The 19,760-nt window shown below is 63.5% G+C and carries 16 protein-coding genes and 1 pseudogene; 12 read left to right on the top strand and 5 right to left on the bottom strand.

Features of this window, described 5'->3' with window-relative positions; all coding sequences use genetic code 11:
* Positions 1-597 precede the first annotated feature (597 nt).
* Together M1E17_RS04045 and M1E17_RS04040 are read right to left on the bottom strand one after the other, a co-directional pair.
* Positions 598-864: a hypothetical protein gene (locus tag M1E17_RS04045; protein ID WP_457965623.1), complete on the bottom strand. Its 267-nt coding sequence runs from the start codon at positions 862-864 to the stop codon at positions 598-600.
* A gap of 33 nt (positions 865-897) precedes the next feature.
* Positions 898-1,113, bottom strand: a complete 216-nt coding sequence (locus tag M1E17_RS04040; protein WP_457965621.1) for a hypothetical protein — start codon at positions 1,111-1,113, stop codon at positions 898-900.
* A 74-nt stretch (positions 1,114-1,187) separates the two neighbouring features.
* On the opposite strand from M1E17_RS04040, the gene M1E17_RS04035 reads away from it, so the two are divergent.
* The 3 genes from M1E17_RS04035 (at position 1,188) to M1E17_RS04025 (ending at position 2,998) form a co-directional block, all read left to right on the top strand.
* Complete coding sequence (locus M1E17_RS04035; RefSeq protein WP_457965619.1) at positions 1,188-1,496, top strand: hypothetical protein; 309 nt, start codon at positions 1,188-1,190, stop codon at positions 1,494-1,496.
* 163 nt (positions 1,497-1,659) lie between these two features.
* A complete protein-coding gene (locus M1E17_RS04030) occupies positions 1,660-2,541 on the top strand; it encodes a hypothetical protein (RefSeq protein WP_457965618.1) in 882 nt (293 codons plus the stop codon).
* 130 nt (positions 2,542-2,671) lie between these two features.
* Positions 2,672-2,998 (top strand): hypothetical protein, encoded by a 327-nt coding sequence (locus M1E17_RS04025; protein ID WP_457965616.1) that lies wholly within the window; start codon positions 2,672-2,674, stop codon positions 2,996-2,998.
* A 50-nt stretch (positions 2,999-3,048) separates the two neighbouring features.
* Here the strand turns inward: M1E17_RS04025 and M1E17_RS04020 are convergent.
* Together M1E17_RS04020 and M1E17_RS04015 are read right to left on the bottom strand one after the other, a co-directional pair.
* Positions 3,049-3,281, bottom strand: a pseudogene (locus M1E17_RS04020) (IS5/IS1182 family transposase); the annotation flags it as partial.
* A gap of 354 nt (positions 3,282-3,635) precedes the next feature.
* Positions 3,636-4,346 carry a cysteine hydrolase gene (locus tag M1E17_RS04015; protein WP_457965615.1) on the bottom strand — a complete coding sequence of 237 codons (711 nt, stop codon included), beginning with the start codon at positions 4,344-4,346 and terminating at the stop codon, positions 3,636-3,638.
* Positions 4,347-4,464: 118 nt separating this feature from the next.
* On the opposite strand from M1E17_RS04015, the gene M1E17_RS04010 reads away from it, so the two are divergent.
* The 9 genes from M1E17_RS04010 (at position 4,465) to M1E17_RS03970 (ending at position 18,113) form a co-directional block, all read left to right on the top strand.
* Positions 4,465-4,974, top strand: coding sequence for a MarR family winged helix-turn-helix transcriptional regulator (locus tag M1E17_RS04010; RefSeq protein WP_457965613.1), 510 nt, complete (start codon positions 4,465-4,467; stop codon positions 4,972-4,974).
* Positions 4,975-5,294: 320 nt separating this feature from the next.
* The gene (locus tag M1E17_RS04005; RefSeq protein WP_457965611.1) at positions 5,295-6,293 is read left to right on the top strand and encodes a LacI family DNA-binding transcriptional regulator; all 999 of its coding nucleotides are present in this window, start codon (positions 5,295-5,297) and stop codon (positions 6,291-6,293) included.
* Between the two features lie 192 nt (positions 6,294-6,485).
* Positions 6,486-7,502 (top strand): LacI family DNA-binding transcriptional regulator, encoded by a 1,017-nt coding sequence (locus tag M1E17_RS04000; protein ID WP_457965610.1) that lies wholly within the window; start codon positions 6,486-6,488, stop codon positions 7,500-7,502.
* Between the two features lie 124 nt (positions 7,503-7,626).
* Entirely contained in the window at positions 7,627-8,931 is a 1,305-nt protein-coding gene (locus tag M1E17_RS03995; protein WP_457965609.1) for an ABC transporter substrate-binding protein, read from the top strand.
* Positions 8,928-9,884, top strand: a complete 957-nt coding sequence (locus M1E17_RS03990; protein WP_457965608.1) for a carbohydrate ABC transporter permease — start codon at positions 8,928-8,930, stop codon at positions 9,882-9,884. The genes M1E17_RS03995 and M1E17_RS03990 overlap by 4 nt, the downstream gene beginning before the upstream one ends.
* The gene (locus M1E17_RS03985; RefSeq protein WP_457965607.1) at positions 9,877-10,782 is read left to right on the top strand and encodes a carbohydrate ABC transporter permease; all 906 of its coding nucleotides are present in this window, start codon (positions 9,877-9,879) and stop codon (positions 10,780-10,782) included. The genes M1E17_RS03990 and M1E17_RS03985 overlap by 8 nt, the downstream gene beginning before the upstream one ends.
* Positions 10,783-10,814: 32 nt before the next feature.
* A complete protein-coding gene (locus M1E17_RS03980) occupies positions 10,815-12,179 on the top strand; it encodes a glycoside hydrolase family 172 protein (RefSeq protein WP_457965606.1) in 1,365 nt (454 codons plus the stop codon).
* A gap of 43 nt (positions 12,180-12,222) precedes the next feature.
* Positions 12,223-13,575 carry a glycoside hydrolase family 32 protein gene (locus M1E17_RS03975; protein ID WP_457965605.1) on the top strand — a complete coding sequence of 451 codons (1,353 nt, stop codon included), beginning with the start codon at positions 12,223-12,225 and terminating at the stop codon, positions 13,573-13,575.
* Positions 13,576-13,850: 275 nt separating this feature from the next.
* Positions 13,851-18,113 (top strand): putative Ig domain-containing protein, encoded by a 4,263-nt coding sequence (locus M1E17_RS03970; protein WP_457965604.1) that lies wholly within the window; start codon positions 13,851-13,853, stop codon positions 18,111-18,113.
* A 102-nt stretch (positions 18,114-18,215) separates the two neighbouring features.
* Here the strand turns inward: M1E17_RS03970 and M1E17_RS03965 are convergent, their stop codons facing one another.
* Positions 18,216-19,745: a flotillin family protein gene (locus M1E17_RS03965; protein ID WP_457965603.1), complete on the bottom strand. Its 1,530-nt coding sequence runs from the start codon at positions 19,743-19,745 to the stop codon at positions 18,216-18,218.
* Positions 19,746-19,760: the final 15 nt, after the last annotated feature.

The raw sequence follows: 19,760 nt of genomic DNA, 5'->3' as shown, positions 1-19,760 counted from the left end.
CACGATCCGGCGCAGGACGCCGCTTGAGCCTTCCGGGTTTTACCAAAATAGCTGGTAGCTACGACCAATCAGTGGGGCATACTTCTTGCAGGGGCCAGCCCGCGCTGGGAGCCTTTGGGCTGTTTGACGAGAGACACGTGGAAGATCATGAACTGAACGGCGCGTCCGATTACGGCTAGCACGCCTCCGAGCCGCCCGACCAAGTGCTTGTCAAAACTTGGACGCTGTCCTAAAGTCCCACGCCTCGCCGGCAGCAGCCTACGTCCGGAGGCTGCGCGACAAAAATCCCAACCTCACACCGGCAGGCATCCTGAAAAAACTGGACCACCAGCTGCTTGCGTCCGCCACCAGCACCGGCGCAGCCCTCGGCGCTGCCGCCGCTGCGCCGGGTGTTGGGAAAGCTGCGACGGCAAAAGTCGTGGTCACATGTGACCGGTTCATGCCCACGCCTGTCTTCAGAGTGTGCAGCCTGGGGGCCTGCAGCGCCCGCAGCGTCTCAAAGACAGCAAAAGTGTGGCATCTCGAACTGCGACGGAGTTGGCTGGCGTTTGCGCCACGAAGCATTCGGACTGGTTTTCAGCGACTCTGACTCGCAGTTCACGGCTTGCTCGCTCGTACAAATTCAAGAATCTCCACACCCAGCGTTGACCTAAAGCCCCATGAGTCCGATATGTGATGTGCGGCAGCGTTCAAAAGTTCTTGGTCGTTTGCCCACTGACCCGAAGCTGTAAACTTGTCGGCTCGCTGAAGCAAACTCGCCACGGACTGAAGTGACACATCAGACGCGCCTGTGGCGCGCTCCTCCTTGGCAAATCGCAATTCCTCGTTCAAAGAGGCCAGTAGATTTTCGATCTGCGCTGTCATTTCGCCACTCTAGTTACACCAAATGATATGGGTTCAACTTGGTCGGTGTTTTCCGAGAATCAGGCCTGCCAGCGATGCCAGGCCGAAGACACAGCACAGCACACCCACGAAACCGGCGATACCGTCATTTATCGGCCCGGTGGTGAGATAGACGCCGAGACTGAGAATGGCTACTCCGCCGCAGAGCTGCCACAAGCGGTCAGCCTTCGCCTTCGACGCGTATGTCGAAACTCCATACTTCCGTCTCACTCCCCTGCTGTTCCCTCGTGCTGGTCGCAATCGGTACAGCCCAACTCGTTTTGCTGTCACCGACAGTAACTGCTGTGGCTGTTCTCGTCGGTGCTGTCTTCGCGGGCTGGGCTCTGTTCCGCTTCCCGCCACCGCTGCAAATCAGAAACGGACTCCTCCTCGTTATACCTGTCATCTGGTTCGCTTTGGCGTTCATCGGGGGAGCCACCAACCAAATGGCCCTTCCACATGCGTGGGCGTACGGCGTTCTCGCCGGCATCCTGATCGGCGGGCGGTACTGGACTGGTCCCCGGCGGGGCCAGCCCCGTCCACCGTTCAATGGCCTTGGCTCGCGGCGACGCCGGCGGAAACGGCGGCCCAGGCAGAAGCAGTCGAAGCAGTAAACGCAGAAGCTCCGACAACTCGGGGCTCTGGACAATCAGGATTCACCGACGACTGCGTGATAATTCCATTCGTTAGATGTATCTTCAGTCAGAGGTGTCTACCACCTCTCATTGGGGGAATTTCGTCGTCCCCGGACACATTCAACGAAAGGGATCGACAACGATGAATTATCAACCTAAGGCCCTGCGTGCTCTCTTGGCGGCCGGCCTGACAGCGGTGCTCTGTGCCGGAGCAACCGTCACGGCGCTTCCGGCAGCCGCCGCAGAGACGAAGCTTCGGGTCATCCAGCACAACACCGATCAAATTCAGGAGCGCTGGAACAATGTCCTGAAGCTTGCTGGCGACAATGATGTACTGCTCGCTGAAGAGGTCTGCGAGGCCTGGTACGAAAAAGCCAAGAAGGACAACCCCGGATGGACGTTCTCTTTCCACCGGCAGACACTGACCCCCGCTAATGAAAAAGCGGATACCTGCCCGGAGTCGGAGAAGGGCACGAAGTCGGCGGACGGCACAGAGCAGAAGACCTGGAAGGGCCTTGTCGCTGTTCACACCGGCAAGGGCGACACCAAGGACATTGATTTCTACGGCGCCAAAGTGAACGAGGAAAAGGGCAAGACTTTCGGGATGGCCTGCGTGGACTTCCGGAAGGCCGGCAAGAAGGTAATGGCCTGCGCGACGCACCTGGAGCTTGGTTCAGAGCCAGTGCGCACCGAGCAGACGAAGAAAATCAAGAAGATCACCAAAAAATGGATTAACGATAACTTTGCCGTCGTCGTCGGGGGTGACTTCAATAGTCAACCCGGGACAGATCCGATGTCGAACATGTACCAGTACGGTGTCGACAGTCAGGGAAAGTTTGTGGAGGGGCACCAGCTCAAGACCGGAGAAGCGGCTCGCGATGGGGCCTTCACGGTTGAAAATAGGAAGATCGACTATGTGTTCTTCGACGCTAAGCACACCCCGCTGAAGTCCGGGGGGACCTTTCACGTTGATCGGGTAGCGAACGGACACGCGATCCTTACGGCGACAGCCAACATTAAATAGACCAGTGAGCGGACGGTCAGTTCAGTGGTTGGAAGACTGGACTGACCGTCCGTTCGGCGGCTCGCAGCCTCACGACTCCAGGGGCAGCCCCAGGGCTAGGCTGGTCGAACAGAGGCGGATTGGGGATCCAGTGAAGCTCAGAACCGGGCTGGTCCTGGCTGTCATCCTGGTTCTTGGGGCCACAGGGTATTTTCTGGTCCGGTCAGCCGAGGACAGGGTCACTGCCGACATGCTCTCGCGGGTGGAGCGTTTCGCGATTCCCTCGGACTGGCAGCTGGACGTCGAGACTGTCTGGCCCGAGCGGTTCCTATGCATCAGTACCAACCCCTGCCCCAGCTTCTACCGGCGATGGAACGCCGGCAAAGAGCTCACCGCCGCAGAGGTAGATCCTGGAGGCCGATGCGCCACAGGCCTCTCTTATCTTGCTCCATTCGGCTGTGAGGATCGTGCGCTTTGAGCCATGGGCCCCTCATTCCTAACGCATATCGCAATGATTGTGAGGATGATCAGTGCTCGCCACTGCTTGAAGGTGTTGACGTTCCGTTAAACGGAAAACGACGTTTCTGCCCTTTAGTCCCAGTTGTCAAAGACGGGAAGTCTCCCGCCAGCGGAACGACGCCGTTTCAGGTGGCCGAACTGATCGGCTGGTTGCGGGATCACGGCCGCGATGCCTCGTTCCCGCAGGTGGGTCGGATCGCCCGGGATGAGTACGCCTTGTCAGGTGCCGTGCTGGTGGGCCGGTTCACCGTCGAGTCAACCAAGACAGACCAATCCACACCGCCCCTGGAGTCAGCCAAGGTCGGCAGCTCGGCCAGGATCTTTTCTAGCTAACTCGAGGTCACTGTCTGCGGCAGTTCCGGATGGCCTCAGCGCACGCCGACCTGCGGCTACCTGTTCCATTGGCGTCACGACGAGTCTCGGTCGAGATGTCCGAGTTATCGCTCTCATTGGCGGCTGCCCACGGCTCGCGTCTGGCTCTATGGCCTGCGCGGTCTCGGACACCGCCCCGAGGGAAAGAGGCTCAAGGAGGGAGTCATGTGCGGGCGTCAGGAGCTCCCGTGTCGGGTCCGCACGTACGGGAACCCTTGGTCCGGTCAGGCGGACGCCGAGACCGGCTGCAGGAGGGCGGTCTCAAACGCCCATGAGTCCGAGACGGAGCCGAACATGATCTCGATGACCCGGATGCTCGCGTCGCGGTTGGTGCCCGGCAGGTTACTCCCGATGGGCTCGGCCGTGCAGTCCTCGAGCAGCAGGCAGTGGTAGTCGCGGAAGAAGGCGTCGCGCAGCGTCGACTCGACGCAGACCGTCGTGGTGCACCCCGTGAATACCAAGGACGTTACCCCGAGGCTCCTCAACGTCTTATCGAGGTCGGTCTCGAAGAAGCCGCTGAAGCGGTGCTTGGGCACGATGATGTCGCCCTCCTGCGGCGCGAGCTCCGCAACGATGTCCGTGCCCCACGTGTCCCGTACCAAAATACGGCCCTCGCCGCCGGCCGGCGTCGGAACCGTGTCGCCTACCCCGAGGCGACGGTGGAGGACGAGGTTCGGCGCATCGATGCCGCCGGCGTCCGACAGATCCGGTTCGAACTGCATCTTCAGGTAGACGACCGGGATACCGGCCCGGCGGGCCGCAGCGATCGCCCGCGCTGTCGGCGCCACGGCAGCTTTAATGCCATCGATGGGGACGCCGGCACGGTCGAACATGCCGCCCTCGGAGCCAAAGTCGTTTTGCATGTCGACGACGATCAGCGCGCTCCGCGACGGATCGATGGTCGTGGGTTCAGGCCTGGCGTCGATGGTGACCATCGTGCGTTCCTTTCCGCTGCCGCCCCAGCCGACAGGCTATTTGCCAGACAGTTTGAATACCAGAGATTCTGGTATAAAGAATGTATGTCTATCTCTCCCAGTCGTCAAGAGCGAACTCATGAACAATGACGAGGGCGAGGTGCAGAAGATGGAGCCCGGCCAAGGACGCGTCCACATTGGCGTGTTGCTGAGAACCGGCTGGCACGGGTTCCTGGACGAGCTGTTTGAACGACTGGCCCACGAGGGCTTCGACGACCTGACGCCGTCGCATTCGCCTGTCTTCCAGCACATCGAGCGCGGCGGCACACGCATCGGCGTATTGGCCGAACGCGCCCACATGACCAACCAGTCCATGGGCTACCTGGTCGACGCGTTGGAGGCCCGGGGGTACTTCGAGCGCAAGCCCGACCCCGACGATCGGCGTGCATCGCTTGTAGTGATCACGGATCGCGGCCGCGAGCAGATCCGTGTCGCTCGCCGGCTGATCGCAGACATAGAACGCGAGTGGGAGGAGCGCATCGGCGACGAGCGGATGGCGCTGCTGCGCGAGGCCCTCGAGGCTTTAGCGAGCTCGCTCGGCAACGACCTCGGCCGGCGCCCCCCGCGGCGGGCCGCTGAGCGTGTTTGATTTTGCCGGGTGGCCGTGATCAGCGCAAGTATGCGGACTAACCCGCGAACCTAGACCAACTATCCTCAAAGGCGCCCGCTCATCGTCATCGGCATGTCCCGCGAAACTCTGCCTGGGCCCGCAGGCAGCGAAACGACGCGCCCGTCTGCAGCTGGGGCTGTCAGCGCGCCCTTTAGCACAGAACATCACGCCCCAAACACTACCGAACGGCACCCAACGAGCCTTTGAACGGGGACTTGCGCCTTCTGCGCCCCTCGCGTCTGTAAACTGGCGGAGGCTGCGCGAAACGTTCGCGTAAACGATTCTCCGGGGCGGCGACGATGACGACGATGGTAAAAGTGGCCAAGCTTGCGGGCGTGTCCATTTCCACCGTTTCCCACGTCCTCAACGGGACACGCCACGTAAATGATGAGACCCGGCAACGCGTCCTGAAAGCCATCGAGGAAACCTCCTACCGGCAGGACGCCCTGGCCCGTGCAATGCGCCGCTCCCGCACAGACAGCATCGGCCTGATAGTGTCCGACGGCGGGGAGCCGGCCTTCGCGGAGATGATCCGTGGGGTGGAAGAAACAGCGGCCAGCCAGGGCATCACCTTGCTGCTCGCCAATTCGGCAGAGGACCCGCAGCGGGAGGCCCGGGCCGTCCAGGCGCTCCTCGAGCGCAGGGTGGACGGACTCATCCTGGCGCGCGCAGCCGGCTCAGGCCCGGAAGCCCTCAGGGAGTTCGCCAACCAGGACACGCCGCTGGTGCTGATGGACCGGCTGTCCGATGACCCATACGACCAGGTGGGTGTTGAAAACCGTGCTCCCATCAAGGAACTGGTGGAACACCTCGCATCCCAAGGCCACCGGCGGATCCTGCTCATCGCCGGGGACACCAGGGTTGCCACCCTCCACGAACGGCACGAGGCGTTCCGGGAGGCTATGACGACGGCGGGCATAGCGGAGGCGGACCTGCTGACAGTCACCGCGGGCGAACCTGAAGAGACCGACGCCGGGATCGCAGCAGCGCTGTCCGCAGCCAAACCGCCTACCGCCGTCATCGCGTGCAGCACCGTGCTGGCCGCCGCGTCGCTCCGGCATATCCAGCGGCTGGGCCTGAGGATGCCGCAGGACATTGCCTTCGCCACATTTGACGGCTTTGCCTTTTCGGACCTGTTCGAACCGCAGCTCACCACTGTCCGGCAGCCGGCCTTCCAGGTGGGTGCCACCGCGGCTGAGCTGCTGACCAAGAGGATCGCGGACAAGTCGGGCGAACACTCGATTGTCCGCCTGGCGCCCACCATCGAATACCGCTCCTCCACCGGCCCTCGCATTTAAACCGCCCCGCCCCCAGGCGCGAACGAACAGTTGGGACCCCGCTTTTTGGGGCCCCAAGTGTACGTTCGCGCTGTTCGCGAGCCCCGAAGTAGCAGGTTCCATAGAACTTTCCTCTTGTGACCCATTGCACATCGAAACGTTTGTCTCTACTATCGAAACGTTCGCGCAATCGTTTCGCTAGAAGGAGTCGCAGTGGCAACCATCGTCGATGTCGCATCACTTGCAGGCGTTTCGACGTCCACTGTGTCCCACGTCCTCAACGACACCAGGCATGTTGAACCGGAGACCAAAGAGCGCGTCATGAGCGCTGTGAAGGCCACCGGTTACCGGCGGGACGTCCTGGCCCGCTCCATGCGCCGGGCCAGGACCGATTCCATCGGCCTGGTGGTGTCCGACGCCGGGGAGCCGGCTTTTGCGGACATGGTGCACGGTGTGGAGGAAGCCGCGGCACAGCATTCCCTGTCCCTGCTGCTGGCTAACTCGGCGGAAGATCCCGCCCGGGAACGCGCAGCCGTGGAGGCCCTCCTGGACCGCCGTGTGGATGGCCTGATCATCGCGCGGGCAGCGGGTTCAAGCCCCGTGCTGCTGGAGCGGATCCGCGAGGAGAAGAAGCCCCTGGTCCTCCTGGACCGCCTCGCGGACCTGGACGCCGGAGCAGGGCACATCGACCAGGTGGGCGTCAACAACCAGTCCGCCATGGCAGCCCTGGTGGACCACCTCACGGACCGCGGCCACCAGCGCATCCTGCTGGTTTCCGGCGATCTGCGGGTCTCATCCCTCCGCGAGCGCCATGACGGATTCCACACCGCCATGCTCGAAAAGGGGCTGGAGGTCCCGGCCGGCCTGCTGTGCGAAGGCACAGTCACCGCGGCTGCCACTTTTAACCGCGTCCAGGCGGCCCTCCGCGCTGCGGAACGGGGTGAACGTCCGACGGCGGTCCTCGCCTGCAGCACGCTGCTGGCAGCAGGTGCGCTGCGGGCTGTGCAGCACGAAGGGTTGCGCGTGCCGGGAACCATGGCCTTCGCCACGTTCGACGGCTTCACCTACTCGGACCTGTTCCAACCCCAGATCACCACCGTCCGCCAACCCGCTTTCCAACTGGGTGAGAGCGCCGTGAGCCTGCTCCTGCGGCGCCTCGAAACCCCTGACGCTCCTCCCAAAATCCTCCGGCTTGAGTCCCAGATCGAGTTCCGCCGCTCCACCGAATGACCGCACCACCGAATGACCGCCCCACCGAATAACCGCACCCCACAAGACACACCGAACAGATCGAACCAATCCACCGCATCCCATCGAGCACCCTTCCCCGGCGCCGCATGCAAAGGAGCATCACATGAGAAAAACAGTCCGCACCTCCATCGCCACGGCGGCAGCCGTCGCGCTGCTGGCCCTCACCGCGTGCGGGAGTGCCACCGAAACGGCAGCACCAGCGGCAGACGGTCCCTACACCGCCCCGGCCAAGGACGTCACGGCCACCATCTCCGTCTCCAACTGGGGTGACCCTGGGGACAAGGCGGTGTATGACGGCGTGGCCGAACGGTTCAAGGAGAAGTATCCGAACGTCACGGTGAACAACAACTTCACCCCCATCACCACTTGGACCGAGTACGTGAACAAGCTCGTCACCCAGGCTGCGGCCGGGCAGGCCCCGGATGTCATAAACATCGCCACCGAGGGTGTGGAACTAGGCCTCGCCAATGAACTCTTCAGCCCCCTGGACGGCTTCCTCAAGAACGACCCCGAAGCCAAGTCCCTGCGCGAGGACATCGATCCGAAGCTGCTGGCAGGATTCAGCAAGGACGGCTCCACCTACCTGATGCCCAACACCTTCAACACCATGGTGATCTTCTATAACACCAAGATGTTCGAGGCTGCCGGCATCGAGCGGCCCGGCGATGACTGGACCTGGGACGAGTTCCTGGAGATCTCCAAGAAGCTGACCACCGGCGAAGGCGCGGACAAGGTGTACGGGTTCGTGATGCCGTACTACTCCTTCGGTATCACCCCGTGGCTGTACTCCAACGGCACGTCGATGATGAGCGAGGACCTTAAAACCGCGCAGCTCAGGGACGGGAAGGTCAAGGAAACAGTGGGCTGGGTCCGGGACCTGGTCACCAAGCACGGGGTTTCGCCGCAACCGAAGGGATCTGACCCGTACCAGCTGTTCCCGGCCGGAAAGGCAGCCATGACCGGCGCCGGGCACTTCGTCACCGGCGGCTTCGAAAAGGCCGGATTCGAAGACTACGACATCCTGCCCTGGCCGAAGGGAACCACCAAGTCCACCGTCTTCGGCGCCGGCGCGTTCGCCGTCTCCAAGGCCTCCAAGAACCAGGAGCTGTCCTGGGAGTTCATCAAGATGCTCACCGACCAGCAGACCCAGAAGAAGTGGGCCGACGCCGGCGCCGCCGTTCCGTCAACCAAGACCGCCGCTTCGTCGCCGGAGTTCCTGGCCTCGCCCGAGCACGCCGAAGAGTTCTACAACTCGCTGTCCTACGCCAAGCCGGTAGCGGCCCCGGGCGTCTACAACGTGCTGGATCCGGCGTTCATGCGGGCCATGGACGAGATCATGTCCGGCCAGGACATCGGCTCCTCCCTGGAGAAGGCCCAGAAGGATGTTGAGGAGGCGTTGCAGCAGTGACCTTGACTGCCCCCAAAACCGCGTTGCCGCCCGCGCCCCCTTCAGGGCGCGGGGGGCGCCCCGGGCACCAAAGCACCGCCCGGCGTCGGGAAGCTCTCACCGGCTACCTGTTCACGGCCCCCACGGTCATCGGCTTCCTGGTTTTTATCCTCGGCCCGCTGGTCGCAGCCCTCTACCTGAGCCTGACGAAGTACAACATCCTCACCGCGCCAAATTTCATCGGGTTGGACAACTACGCACGGATGTTCCGGGACGAGCGCCTGGCCACGACGTACGGCAACACTGTCCTCTACGTGGGCGCCGCCGTCGTCCTGATCAACGGGTTCGCGCTCCTGTTCGCGGTGCTGATCAACCAGCGGCTCCCCCGGGCCCTGACCTACGTGTTCCGCTCCGCGTACTTCTTCCCGTACCTCGTGGCGCTGGTGTACGTGTCCATCATCTGGCAGGCGCTGTTCCAGAAGGACACGGGCATCCTGAACTACTACCTCACTGCCATGGGCGGGGAACGGATCGACTGGCTCAACAGTTCGGAGTTCTCCAAGGTGTCGGTGGTCATCGTGGACACCTGGCGGAACGTGGGATTCGCCATGCTGATCTTCGTCGCGGCGCTGCAGGAAGTCCCCAAGGACATGGTGGAGGCCGCCCGGATGGACGGCGCGAACGAGTGGCAGGTCTTCCGCCGTATCGTGCTGCCGATGATCAGCCAGGCGACGTTCTTTAACATCACCATCACCATCATCGGCGCGTTCCAGATCTACGAATCGATCATCGTGCTCACCAGGGGCGGCCCGGGCGATGCCAGCCGCAGCGTGGTGATGTACATCGCCGAAGTCGCGTTCAACAAGTTCGACATGGGCTACGCCTCAGCCATCGCGGTCACGCTGTTCGTCATCATCATGCTGGTGACCATGGTGCAGTTCCGCCTTAGGAAGTCGTGGGTGACCAATGAGTAACGCCACTATCCTGTCGTCCCGTTCAGGTGCCGGAACCCAAGGTTCCGGGAAAGATGTACGACGGCGGCGGCCCCGCCCCGGCGTCGGCAAGACTGTATCGGTGGCGCTGCTGGTCCTGGGCGCCATCGGGATGATCGCACCGTTCCTGTGGATGTTCACCACCTCGCTCCGGGACGCCAGCCAGGCGTACGACCTTCCGCCGCAGTGGCTGCCCATCGAGTGGGACTGGTCCAATTACGCGGACGCGGTCAGCGGACCGGTCCCCATCCTGAGGAACATGTTCAACAGCGCGGTGATTGCGATCGCCGTCAGCATCGGCATGATCATCACCGCCCCCATGGCCGGGTACGCCTTCGCCAAGTTGAACTTCCCGGGCCGCAACTCGATCTTCGTGGGCCTGCTGTCCTCGCTGATGGTGCCGGCACAGGTGACCATCATCCCGTTGTTCCTCCTGATGCGGACCTTCGGCCTGCTGGACAACCCGCTCAGCCTGATCCTGCCCGGCATCACTGGAGCCCTGGGAGTGTTCCTGCTGCGGCAGTTCTTCCTGGGCCTGCCGCAGGAGATCATCGACGCGGCGAGGATGGACGGGGCCACGGCTTGGCAGACATACCGGCTGATCGCGCTGCCACTGGCCAAAAACGCGGTAAGCACACTCGGCGTCATCACGTTCCTGGGCAGCTGGAACGCCTACTTCGCCCCGTCCATCTTCCTCAACAGCACGGACACCGCCACCCTTCCGCTGGGCCTGGTCCTGATGCTCGGCCCCTACGGCGCAGGCAACGTGGCCCAGGTGATGGCAGCAACCACCATCGCCATCGCACCGGCACTGATCGTCTTCCTTGTGGCACAGCGCTGGATCATCGCCAGCCTCACCCAGTCAGCCGTCAAAGGCTAAACCTCCAACTTTCCCGAAAGGTACAACCACTCATGTCTTCATCGCCGCGCTCCGGCCTGCTCTCAAGCCTGACCAAGCTCTCCGCCGCCCGCACCGCCCGCGCCTCCAGCTGGGACCAGACCGGCCGCAACCGGGACAACTGGATCATCATGCCGGGCGAGGAACGGGTCCTGGCGGACCTCGAAGGGCCCGGCGCCATCACCCACATCTGGATGACCCAGTCCTGCCGCATCCAGCCGGGCCCGGGGCAGATCTCTCCCGAACTGGTGGGCGTGCCGATGCTCGAGATCCACAACGCGTTGGGCGTCAGCTGGGAGGTCGTGGACCCGGACTACTACCGCAAAATCGTCCTCAAAATGTACTGGGATGATCAGGAAATCCCCAGCGTCATCGCACCACTGGGCGACTTCTTCGGCCTGATGAACTCCCTCTCCGGCTCATACGACTCCCTGCCGCTCTCCGTCTCCGCCAAGGAACCGGAACTGAACACCTTCGGCGGCAGCGCGGCATTCAACAGCTACTTCGAAATGCCTTTCAACTCCCGGGCCCGGATCACGGTCGAAAACCAGAACGACATTCCCTACCTGCAGTACTTCTACATCGACTACGAGCTCTACACCGAGCCCCTCCCGGAAGACACCGCGTACTTCCACGCGCACTGGCGCCGGCAGAAGCCCAATGCCGGCTGGGGCCCTGACCTGCAGACCAACAGCATCGAGGTGGCCATCCCCAACCTCTCGGGCCAGGACAACTACGTGGTGCTCGAGACCGAGGGGCAGGGCCACTACGTGGGCTGCAACCTCGCCGTCCGGCACTTCCAGGGCTCCTGGTGGGGCGAGGGCGATGACATGATCTTCATCGACGACGACACCTGGCCGCCCAGCCTGCACGGCACCGGCATGGAGGACTACTTCGGGCACGCCTGGGGCATGCAGCACAACGCCTTCCTCATGAACGGCACCATGGTCCATGAGGAGAACGTGCCCGGCTTCCACCACAGCTACCGCTTCCACATGACCGATCCCATCCGATTCCAGAAGCGCATCAAGGTCACCTTCGAGCACGGCCACGCCAACCACCTCTCCGACGACTGGTCCTCCACCGCCTACTGGTACCAGACGCTCCCCTCCCCCATCCTGGACATCGACGCCGTGGAAGACCGCCTGCCGCTTCGCCCCCGCGACCAGGTGGAGGAGCGCCCGCTGCCGGAGCTGACGCCTGCCCAACAGGCCGCCCGCGACGCCTCCGCCGAACGGATGCGGCAGTTCACCGAGACGCGGGATGCGGTCCGGAACGAACGCAGGGCCGAGATCGACCAGTGGGAGAAGGCCAACGCCGAGCAGGCCCGGGAGGTCCGTCAGCGGTTCCTGGCCGCCAACAGCGTCCCCGTCAGTTAACCCACCCGAGCCACAAAGCCCAAGCCAGCACAAAAGGACCAACATGAACGCGCAAGAACTACGGCCCGCCTTCCACTTCACCGCCGGCGAAGGATGGATCAACGATCCCCTCGGTGTGACCTGGAAGGACGGCCAGTACCACCTCTTCTACCAGTACGTCCCGGGCAGCACTACGTGGGCCTCTAACTGCCACTGGGGCCATGCGACCTCCCCGGACATGATCGCCTGGACCGAGCAGGGCATCGCGGTCGCCCCCGGCGACGGGGACGACGGCGTCTGGTCCGGTTCCATCGTCACCGCCGCCGACGGTGCCGCCACCATGTACTACACCTCTGTCACCGAGCCTGACATCGGCATCGGCACCGTCAGGGCAGCCACCCCGGACGACGCCTCCTGGAACTCCTGGACAAAAGGTCAAAAACTGATGACCGCACCGGACCTGGGCGTGGTGGCCTACCGGGACCCATTCGTCTTCCGCGATGGCGAACAGTGGCGCATGTTTGTGGGCGCCGGACTGGAGGGCGGCACCGCCGCCGCGGTGTCCTACAGCTCACCCGACCTTTCCGAGTGGACCCTGGACGGCATTGCCGCCCAGCGGAGCGGAATCGAATCAGACCCCGTCTGGACCGGCACCATGTGGGAGTGCCCGCAGTTGTTCGAAATCGACGGCTCCCACGTCCTGGTCACCTCCATCTGGGAAGACGACGTGCTGCACTACGTCGCCTACGGCGTCGGAACCTACGCCGGCGGTAAGTTCACCGCCCGATCCTGGGGCCAGCTCAGCTACGGCAAAAGCTATTACGCCCCCTCCTTCTTCAGAGACAAAGACGGCGCACCATCGCTGATCTTCTGGGTCCGCGGCGTGATCAGCCCTAAGGCACAATGGGCCAGCGCCCTGAGCATCCCCCACACGCTGACCCTCGACGGCGACACCCTGGTGGCGACCCCGCACGCCGACCTCGCGACGTACTCCCGGCCGGGATCCCTGAATCCGGTCAGCGCCGGGGTTTTCGAGACAGTGCTCGACGGCGGTGCCGACCTTCGGTGCACCGTCACCGCCGGGACAGTCATCAGGCTCGCCACCGTGGACGGGCCACTGGCCACCGTCCGGCATGATGGCGACGGCATCGAAGTCACGGTACCCGGCAACGCGGACTTCACGGACGCTTTCCTGCCGGTTGACGAGGGCTGCGAACTGCGGGCCATCATTGATGCCGGGGTGTTGGAAATCTCCGGCCGCCAGGGCATCATGGCCGTGCCCCTGCCCATCATGGACACTCCCGTGACGCTGACAGTGGCCAACACCGCGTCCACGCCCCTGCTCAACACGGTCGAGGGTCAGGCCGTAACGTGGCCTACGGCCTTGGCGGGCTCGGAACGGACACCGGCCTACTGACAGGGCTGGCACATGTGCTCTGTCGTGTCCTCCCAGTAGCCTCGCTGACTGGAGAAATTCCACCCGAAGAGTTTCAAGGCGATGATGGGAGAGCTTTGGGCGCCGGTACCGCAGTTTATCCCGGTGCACGTTTGAGGGATATCACCCGAAACCTTGATTCTCGACGCATAGACCGCTACCTTCAACATCAGGATAACGTTATCCCGATGTTTCCGGCGTGAGATGCGACTTCCCCTAAGGTCACCACCGCGCCAAGTTCCGGGAAGGAAAATGCAATGATGCAAGCCCGCAAACGCAGACGATCACAGTTGCCTGCCTTGACCGCCGTACTGGCGATCGTGGCAGGCATGTTCGTGATGGCGGCCCCAGCGAGGGCCGCCGAGTACGATGCCCTGCTCACCAACCACGTGGTCACGATCAACGAGACGGTCAGCGACGCCGGATTCGTCCACCCAGGCGTGGGACTGTCGGCCGAGGACCTGCGCAACGCGCAGGCGATGGTCCGCTCCGGGCAGGAGCCCTGGGCCTCCTACTTTAAGGCGATGACGGCCACCGGTGCAGCGTCCAAGACCTACCGGGCGTCGAACTCGAAGTCCGCCGCCCAACCCGACGTCGCGCTCGACCCGAACTTTAACCACGGCGGATTGCGCGGCAGGGAGACCAACGACTCCTTCGGCGCACTCACCCAATCCCTTATGTGGGTCATGACCGGCAACGAGGTCCACCGCAAGAACGCGATCCAGGCCCTCCGGACCTGGGCGAGCATGAACCCCGACGGCTTCAAGTACTTCGCCGACTCGCACATCCACACCGGCAAGCCGCTCTCGCAGTTCCTCATGGCCGCGGAGATCATCCGCGCCACCGAACCGGTCGCCGACGACACCCCCGGCACCCAGGACGGCTACAACGTCGTGTGGAGCGCGCAGGATGACGAGCGTCTGCTCGGCAACTTCGCCAACCCGCTCGTGAACACCTTCCTTTACTCGCCCGAGCGATGGATGAACCAGCACAACTTCGGGCTCTACGGCCGCATCGCCACCGCGATCTACGCTGACGACGCCGCCGCCTACGCCAAGGGCGTCGAATGGTTTACCGTGAACTCGGAGTTCACGAACTACACCAGCGGCGGACTCGCTCAGCAGATCCCGCTCATCGACGCGGACGACCCCGCCAACCCCTACGGCGAGGACTTCGTGCAGCTCCGCGAGATGGGCCGCGACCAGGCCCACGCCGAGTGCAACATCGACAACTTCGCCGCTATGGCGCGCTTCCTGCACGTCCAGGGCACCAAAGTTGACCCGGAGGACGGTACCGTCTCCACCGCCGACGACGCCGTCACCGCGTACAAGTTCCTCGACAATCGCCTCCTGGCGGGCGCTGACGCCTTCGACGGCTACATGATGGGCCAGCCCACGAAATACATCGACGACAGGGGCACCGGCGGCACCATCTCCGCGGCTTACCGCGGCCGGATGTTCAACGCCCTCAACGAGTTGTACTACCAGTACAAGTACGTCGAGGGCGTCGACGTGGAGGCCGAGGCCCCGAACGTCGCCCTGCTTAACGAGCGCATGGACGGCCCCCTGTACAACTACGGCACCGGTGTCAACAACTTCTGGAGCGCAGGTGACAAGAGCATCGAGTACTGGGTGGCCTTCCCGCCGGAAATCGCGGGAACCAAGCCGACCCCGGTGGAGGACACCACACTCACCTTCGGCCACTACGGCATCCCGCTCGATGAGGGCACCGAGATCATCACCGAAAGTGACCGCACCTTTGCCCGCGCCACCGCGGACGCGGACGGAACCATGAGCGTTGTCAGCCGCGTGATGTACCCCGGCAACAGCAAGATGGGCGTCCTCGTGCGCACCGACGGCCCCGCCGTCATCGAGGTGCTCGACAAGGAGCGGCGCGACCCCCGCAACGGGATCGAACCCGAGCCGGGCATCATGGCGAGGATCGAACTGCCTGACACCAAAGGCCAATGGCGGTACATCACCTATCCCGCGGGCGGCCCGCACACCCAGTTCTACCGGGTGACCGGCGGCGGCACCAAGGTGGACATGGACACCCTCATGTTCAACGCCCAGGCCCAGCTCACCCCGCCCGCCTTCGAGCAGGCCCGCGACCGGTACTATCTGTGGCCGGATGCGACCTCCACCTTCCAGTTCAGCGCTACCGATGCCGGCGGGGCCCCTGCATACGCTGCCGGCGGCCTTCCGGCAGGGGCAACGCTCGATGCCGCCACCGGGACCGTCACTTGGAAGCCAACCGACCGTGACCCGGGTGTACACAAAGTCCAGATCGTGGCCGACGACGGCGCTGCCGTCACCGCACGGACCTTCGAACTCGTCGTGGCCAAGAACCGGCCCAAGATGATCGACGCCGCCGTCGCCGACGGCACCGACGAGGGCGCGGTCTACACCACGGCTTCAAAGGAGCCGTACCAGGCTGCGTTGGCCGCCACGAGGTACGCGTCCGAGAACGGCTCCGACTCGGAGTTCCGGACCGCGTTCCAGGGGCTGCTCGACGCGATCGAGGCGCTCGAACTGCTCAACTCCCGCCTGTCGGACGGATCGATCGACTATCCCGGCGCGGTCACTCCCGGCGGCATCAGCGCGGACGCGGCACGGGCACTTGCCGATGGGAACAATCACAGCCACTCCGGCGACCTGCGCGTTGGGTTCTTCACCTTCGACTTCGGGACCAAGTACCGTGTCAAAGCCGAGAAGTTCGGCCTCCAGGCCCGCTTCTCCTTCCCGATGCGCTCGCAGGGCACCAACGTTTACGGCTCGAACGACGGCATCACCTGGACCCTCCTCACCGAGCGTCCGACCGGTGACACCAACGACATGGAGACCATCGCCGTCAAAGCCGAGCACCGCGGCAAGGAGTTCCGCTACCTGAAGCTCCAAATCGACGAGCCGGCCCCTCCGATCGACCCGGCGTACCCGGGCATCTGGTCCGTCGGCGAGTTCCACGTCTTCGGCGACCGCTCGGAAGTCCCCGGGGACATCACCGACGTCTCCGTGGCTTCACCGGGTGCCGTGGCAGGCAGGGTGACAGCGGGTGGCGACATCAACGTGACGTTCACCAGCGCGAAGCCGGTCAGCAATGTGGCGGTGAGCGTCGGCGGCCAAAAGCTCACGGCCGCGAGCGCGGACTCGCTGTCGTGGACTGCCACCGGCAAGCTCGGCGACCTGACGGGCGGCGGCCGCCTCGACGTCGTGATAGATAACACGACTCAGAACGGACAAGCAGCCGCAACGATTCACGGTTCGACTGACGGCACCGCCCTGTACGGCTCGGACGAGCGAAACCTGATTGATCTCACCGACGCCCAAGTGGTCAAGGCGGACGGTTCGGCAGATTCGTCCAAGGCCACGCACTCGGCGAACATGCTCGACAGCAAACCCGCTACGTTCAGCGACGTGCCCGCCATCGACGGCCAGTACTACCTCATCTGGGACTTTGGCGCAGGCATGCAGGTCAGCGTGGATCGCTTCGACTACCTTGCACGCCAGGACTCCGAAGGCGTCCGCCGCATGAACGACCAGGTGCTCCAGGGCTCGAACGACCTCAACACCTGGACAACCATCGCCGACGCGTCTTACAAGACGCTCTCGTGGCAGAACCTCGACGCGACCGACGCCGGCAGCTACCGCTACCTGCGGGTCGCGAACAAGGCGCCCATCTACGTCGCGGAGCTCCGGCTCTTCGGTGCGGCCAAGTACGACATCGGTCCGCTCCTTCAGCGCGCCGATGCCGTTGACCTCAGCACCTACACTCGCGGTTCGAAGCTCCTCTTCCCCCGCGAGGTCGCGGCGGTCCGCGAGGCACTCGCCAAGCAGGGCGCCGACGAGCAGGCACTTGCACGCCGTCTCCTGGACGCCTGGGACCTCCTGGACCCTTCGGCAGCCGTGGCTCCCGCGACGTTCGAACAGTCCTGGGTTGCGGCGAGCACCGCGACCGCTGACGGCGCGACGAGCGCGGCAGCGAACGGCTGGCGCATGTTCGACGGGAACACCGGGACGTACACCGACACGACCACGAAGTCCTGCACCAACACCGTGCTCCCGGCCGACGGCTCCGCGTTCAAGGTGGTCGGCGTGAAGTACTTCCCAAGGGACAACGCGGTGTTGCGGGCAACCGGCATGGGCATCCAGGGTTCCAACGACGGCGGCGCCACCTGGACCCAGTTCGCGAGCACGGGGACCCCGGTCCGCGGCTGGAACACCATCACCCTGACCGAGCCCGTTCACTATGGGGCCTTGCGCATCAACGGCGGCAACGGTTTCTGCAACGTAGCCGAGCTTCAGTTCATCGTCGAGACGATCGACAAGTCGGGACTGGCTGTCTACCTGGTTGACGCGAAGGCGCTGACAGAAGGCGGCTGGACGGCCGACTCCTGGGCGGCCTTCGCCGCCGCCCGAGACGCGGCCACCGCCGTCAACGGGAACAAGGGAGCCAGCCAAGAGGAGGTGGACCAGGCGGCAGACAAACTCGCCCAAGCGATCAAAGGCCTGACTGCAGCCTAACGACGGCCAGAAAAATCAAGGCCCCCAAACGCATGTGTGCGCTTGGGGGCCTTGCCTTGTCCCCGGACAGAAGCCAGACCGGGGGTCCGTCAGTTTTGAGAACTACTCCGCGGATTCGTCCTTCAACGCAGCATTGACCACACCGGTCCGGGCCGGTTCCTTGATGGCACCGTTTCCGGGGACAGGAGTGTTTGCCGGGGTTGAAGCGCCGAAGCCCTTGAGCATCTCGATCACATCGAATCCGGTGGTGTCCTTGAGCATCTGGGCGGTTTGCTGGACGCCGGAGGCAACGTTCTTGCTCATCTGCCCTGCGCCATCGTTGGAGATGACCGTCATGTTGCTGATGGCGCTCATCGGGGCGGCGATTTCCTTGGCGATGGACGGCAGCACCTCCAGGAGCTTGTTCAGGATGGCCGCCTCATTGAACTCGCTGTAGGCCTTGGCCTGAGCCTCGATGGCTTCAGCTTCGGCCCTGCCACGAAGCCCAATGACGTCAGCTTCCGCTATGCCCTTGGATTTGGTGACCTCAGCCTCGGCAAGGCCGCGGATCTTGTTGATCTCCGTCTCGGCGTTGCCCTTGGCAGTGTTGGCTGCAGCCAGGGCCTGAGCTTCCACCTCGTTGCCGGCAGCCTTGAGCTTACGGGTTTCCAGTTCCGCAGCAGCTTCAACCTTGGTGGCTTCCGAGATGCGGGTACGGCGGGAAAGGTCAGCGGCCGCCTCAGTTTCGACCTTGTACTTGGCAGCGTCTGCGGGTTTGCGGACCTCGATGTCGAGTTCCTTTTCACGAAGTTCCGCCTGGCGTGCCACTACCTGCTGGTTCTTGAGGATGATCGCCTGCTGCTGGTCGGCATGGGCAAGCGGACCGGCGGCGTCAGCTTCGGCCTGGCGGGCATCCGTTTCCTGCTTCAGTTCGGCGCGGCGAAGGGCCAGCTTCTGCTCAGCTTCAGCCGTTTTCTGATCCGCGAGGGCTTTCGCTTCCGCAGCTTCACGCTGGGAGTTGGCTTCGGCAATGCTTGCGTTCCGTGCAACCAGGGCAGCCTCAGGACGGCCCAGGTTCTTCAGGTAGCCGCCTGCATCGTCAACAGACTTGATCTGGAACGTGTCGATGACCAGACCCTGGTTGGTCATGGAGTGCTCGGCTTCTTCCTTCACTGAAGCTGCGAACTGGGCGCGGTCCTTGATGATCGCATCTACGCTCAGGGTGCCCACGATGGAACGCAGTGAACCCGAGAGGGTTTCCTGCGTGTAGTGATCGATCGCGTCCTGCTGGTCAAGGAATCGCTGGGCTGCCTTGCGGACGGAGATCTTGTCACCGCCCACCTTCACCTGTGCAACGCCGGCCAGTTTGAGCTGGATGCCGTTGTTGGAGATGGCTTCAATGGTGACTTCGACCTGGCGCGAGGACAGCGAGATATGGCTGACGCGTTCTGTGATCGGGTTAACGAATGCCCGGTTGTTGATGATGACGCGGGACTGGTCATCGGACGTTTCATCGGTGGTGTTCGGGTCACTCTTGCCGGTGATGAGCATGGCCTCATTCGGCTTGGCGAACCGGATGCTCGAAGTGTAAAAGATGAATCCTGCGATGAGCAGGGCGGCAAGTACGGCCCCGCCGATCAGCAATACTGTCATTGTTCCCCCTATGTG

It is taken from the genome of Arthrobacter sp. D1-29 (assembly GCF_054130585.1).
The sequence above is the reverse complement of the archived record's forward strand: the minus strand, read 5'-3'. Positions and strand labels throughout refer to the sequence as shown.

Coding starts and splice junctions, on each gene's coding strand:
- M1E17_RS04045 (WP_457965623.1), bottom strand. CDS start 864: ATGACAGCGCAGATCGAAAATCTACTGGCCTCTTTGAACGAGGAATTG.
- M1E17_RS04030 (WP_457965618.1), top strand. CDS start 1,660: ATGAATTATCAACCTAAGGCCCTGCGTGCTCTCTTGGCGGCCGGCCTG.
- M1E17_RS04015 (WP_457965615.1), bottom strand. CDS start 4,346: ATGGTCACCATCGACGCCAGGCCTGAACCCACGACCATCGATCCGTCG.
- M1E17_RS04010 (WP_457965613.1), top strand. CDS start 4,465: ATGAACAATGACGAGGGCGAGGTGCAGAAGATGGAGCCCGGCCAAGGA.
- M1E17_RS04005 (WP_457965611.1), top strand. CDS start 5,295: ATGACGACGATGGTAAAAGTGGCCAAGCTTGCGGGCGTGTCCATTTCC.
- M1E17_RS03995 (WP_457965609.1), top strand. CDS start 7,627: ATGAGAAAAACAGTCCGCACCTCCATCGCCACGGCGGCAGCCGTCGCG.
- M1E17_RS03985 (WP_457965607.1), top strand. CDS start 9,877: ATGAGTAACGCCACTATCCTGTCGTCCCGTTCAGGTGCCGGAACCCAA.
- M1E17_RS03980 (WP_457965606.1), top strand. CDS start 10,815: ATGTCTTCATCGCCGCGCTCCGGCCTGCTCTCAAGCCTGACCAAGCTC.
- M1E17_RS03975 (WP_457965605.1), top strand. CDS start 12,223: ATGAACGCGCAAGAACTACGGCCCGCCTTCCACTTCACCGCCGGCGAA.
- M1E17_RS03970 (WP_457965604.1), top strand. CDS start 13,851: ATGATGCAAGCCCGCAAACGCAGACGATCACAGTTGCCTGCCTTGACC.
- M1E17_RS03965 (WP_457965603.1), bottom strand. CDS start 19,745: ATGACAGTATTGCTGATCGGCGGGGCCGTACTTGCCGCCCTGCTCATC.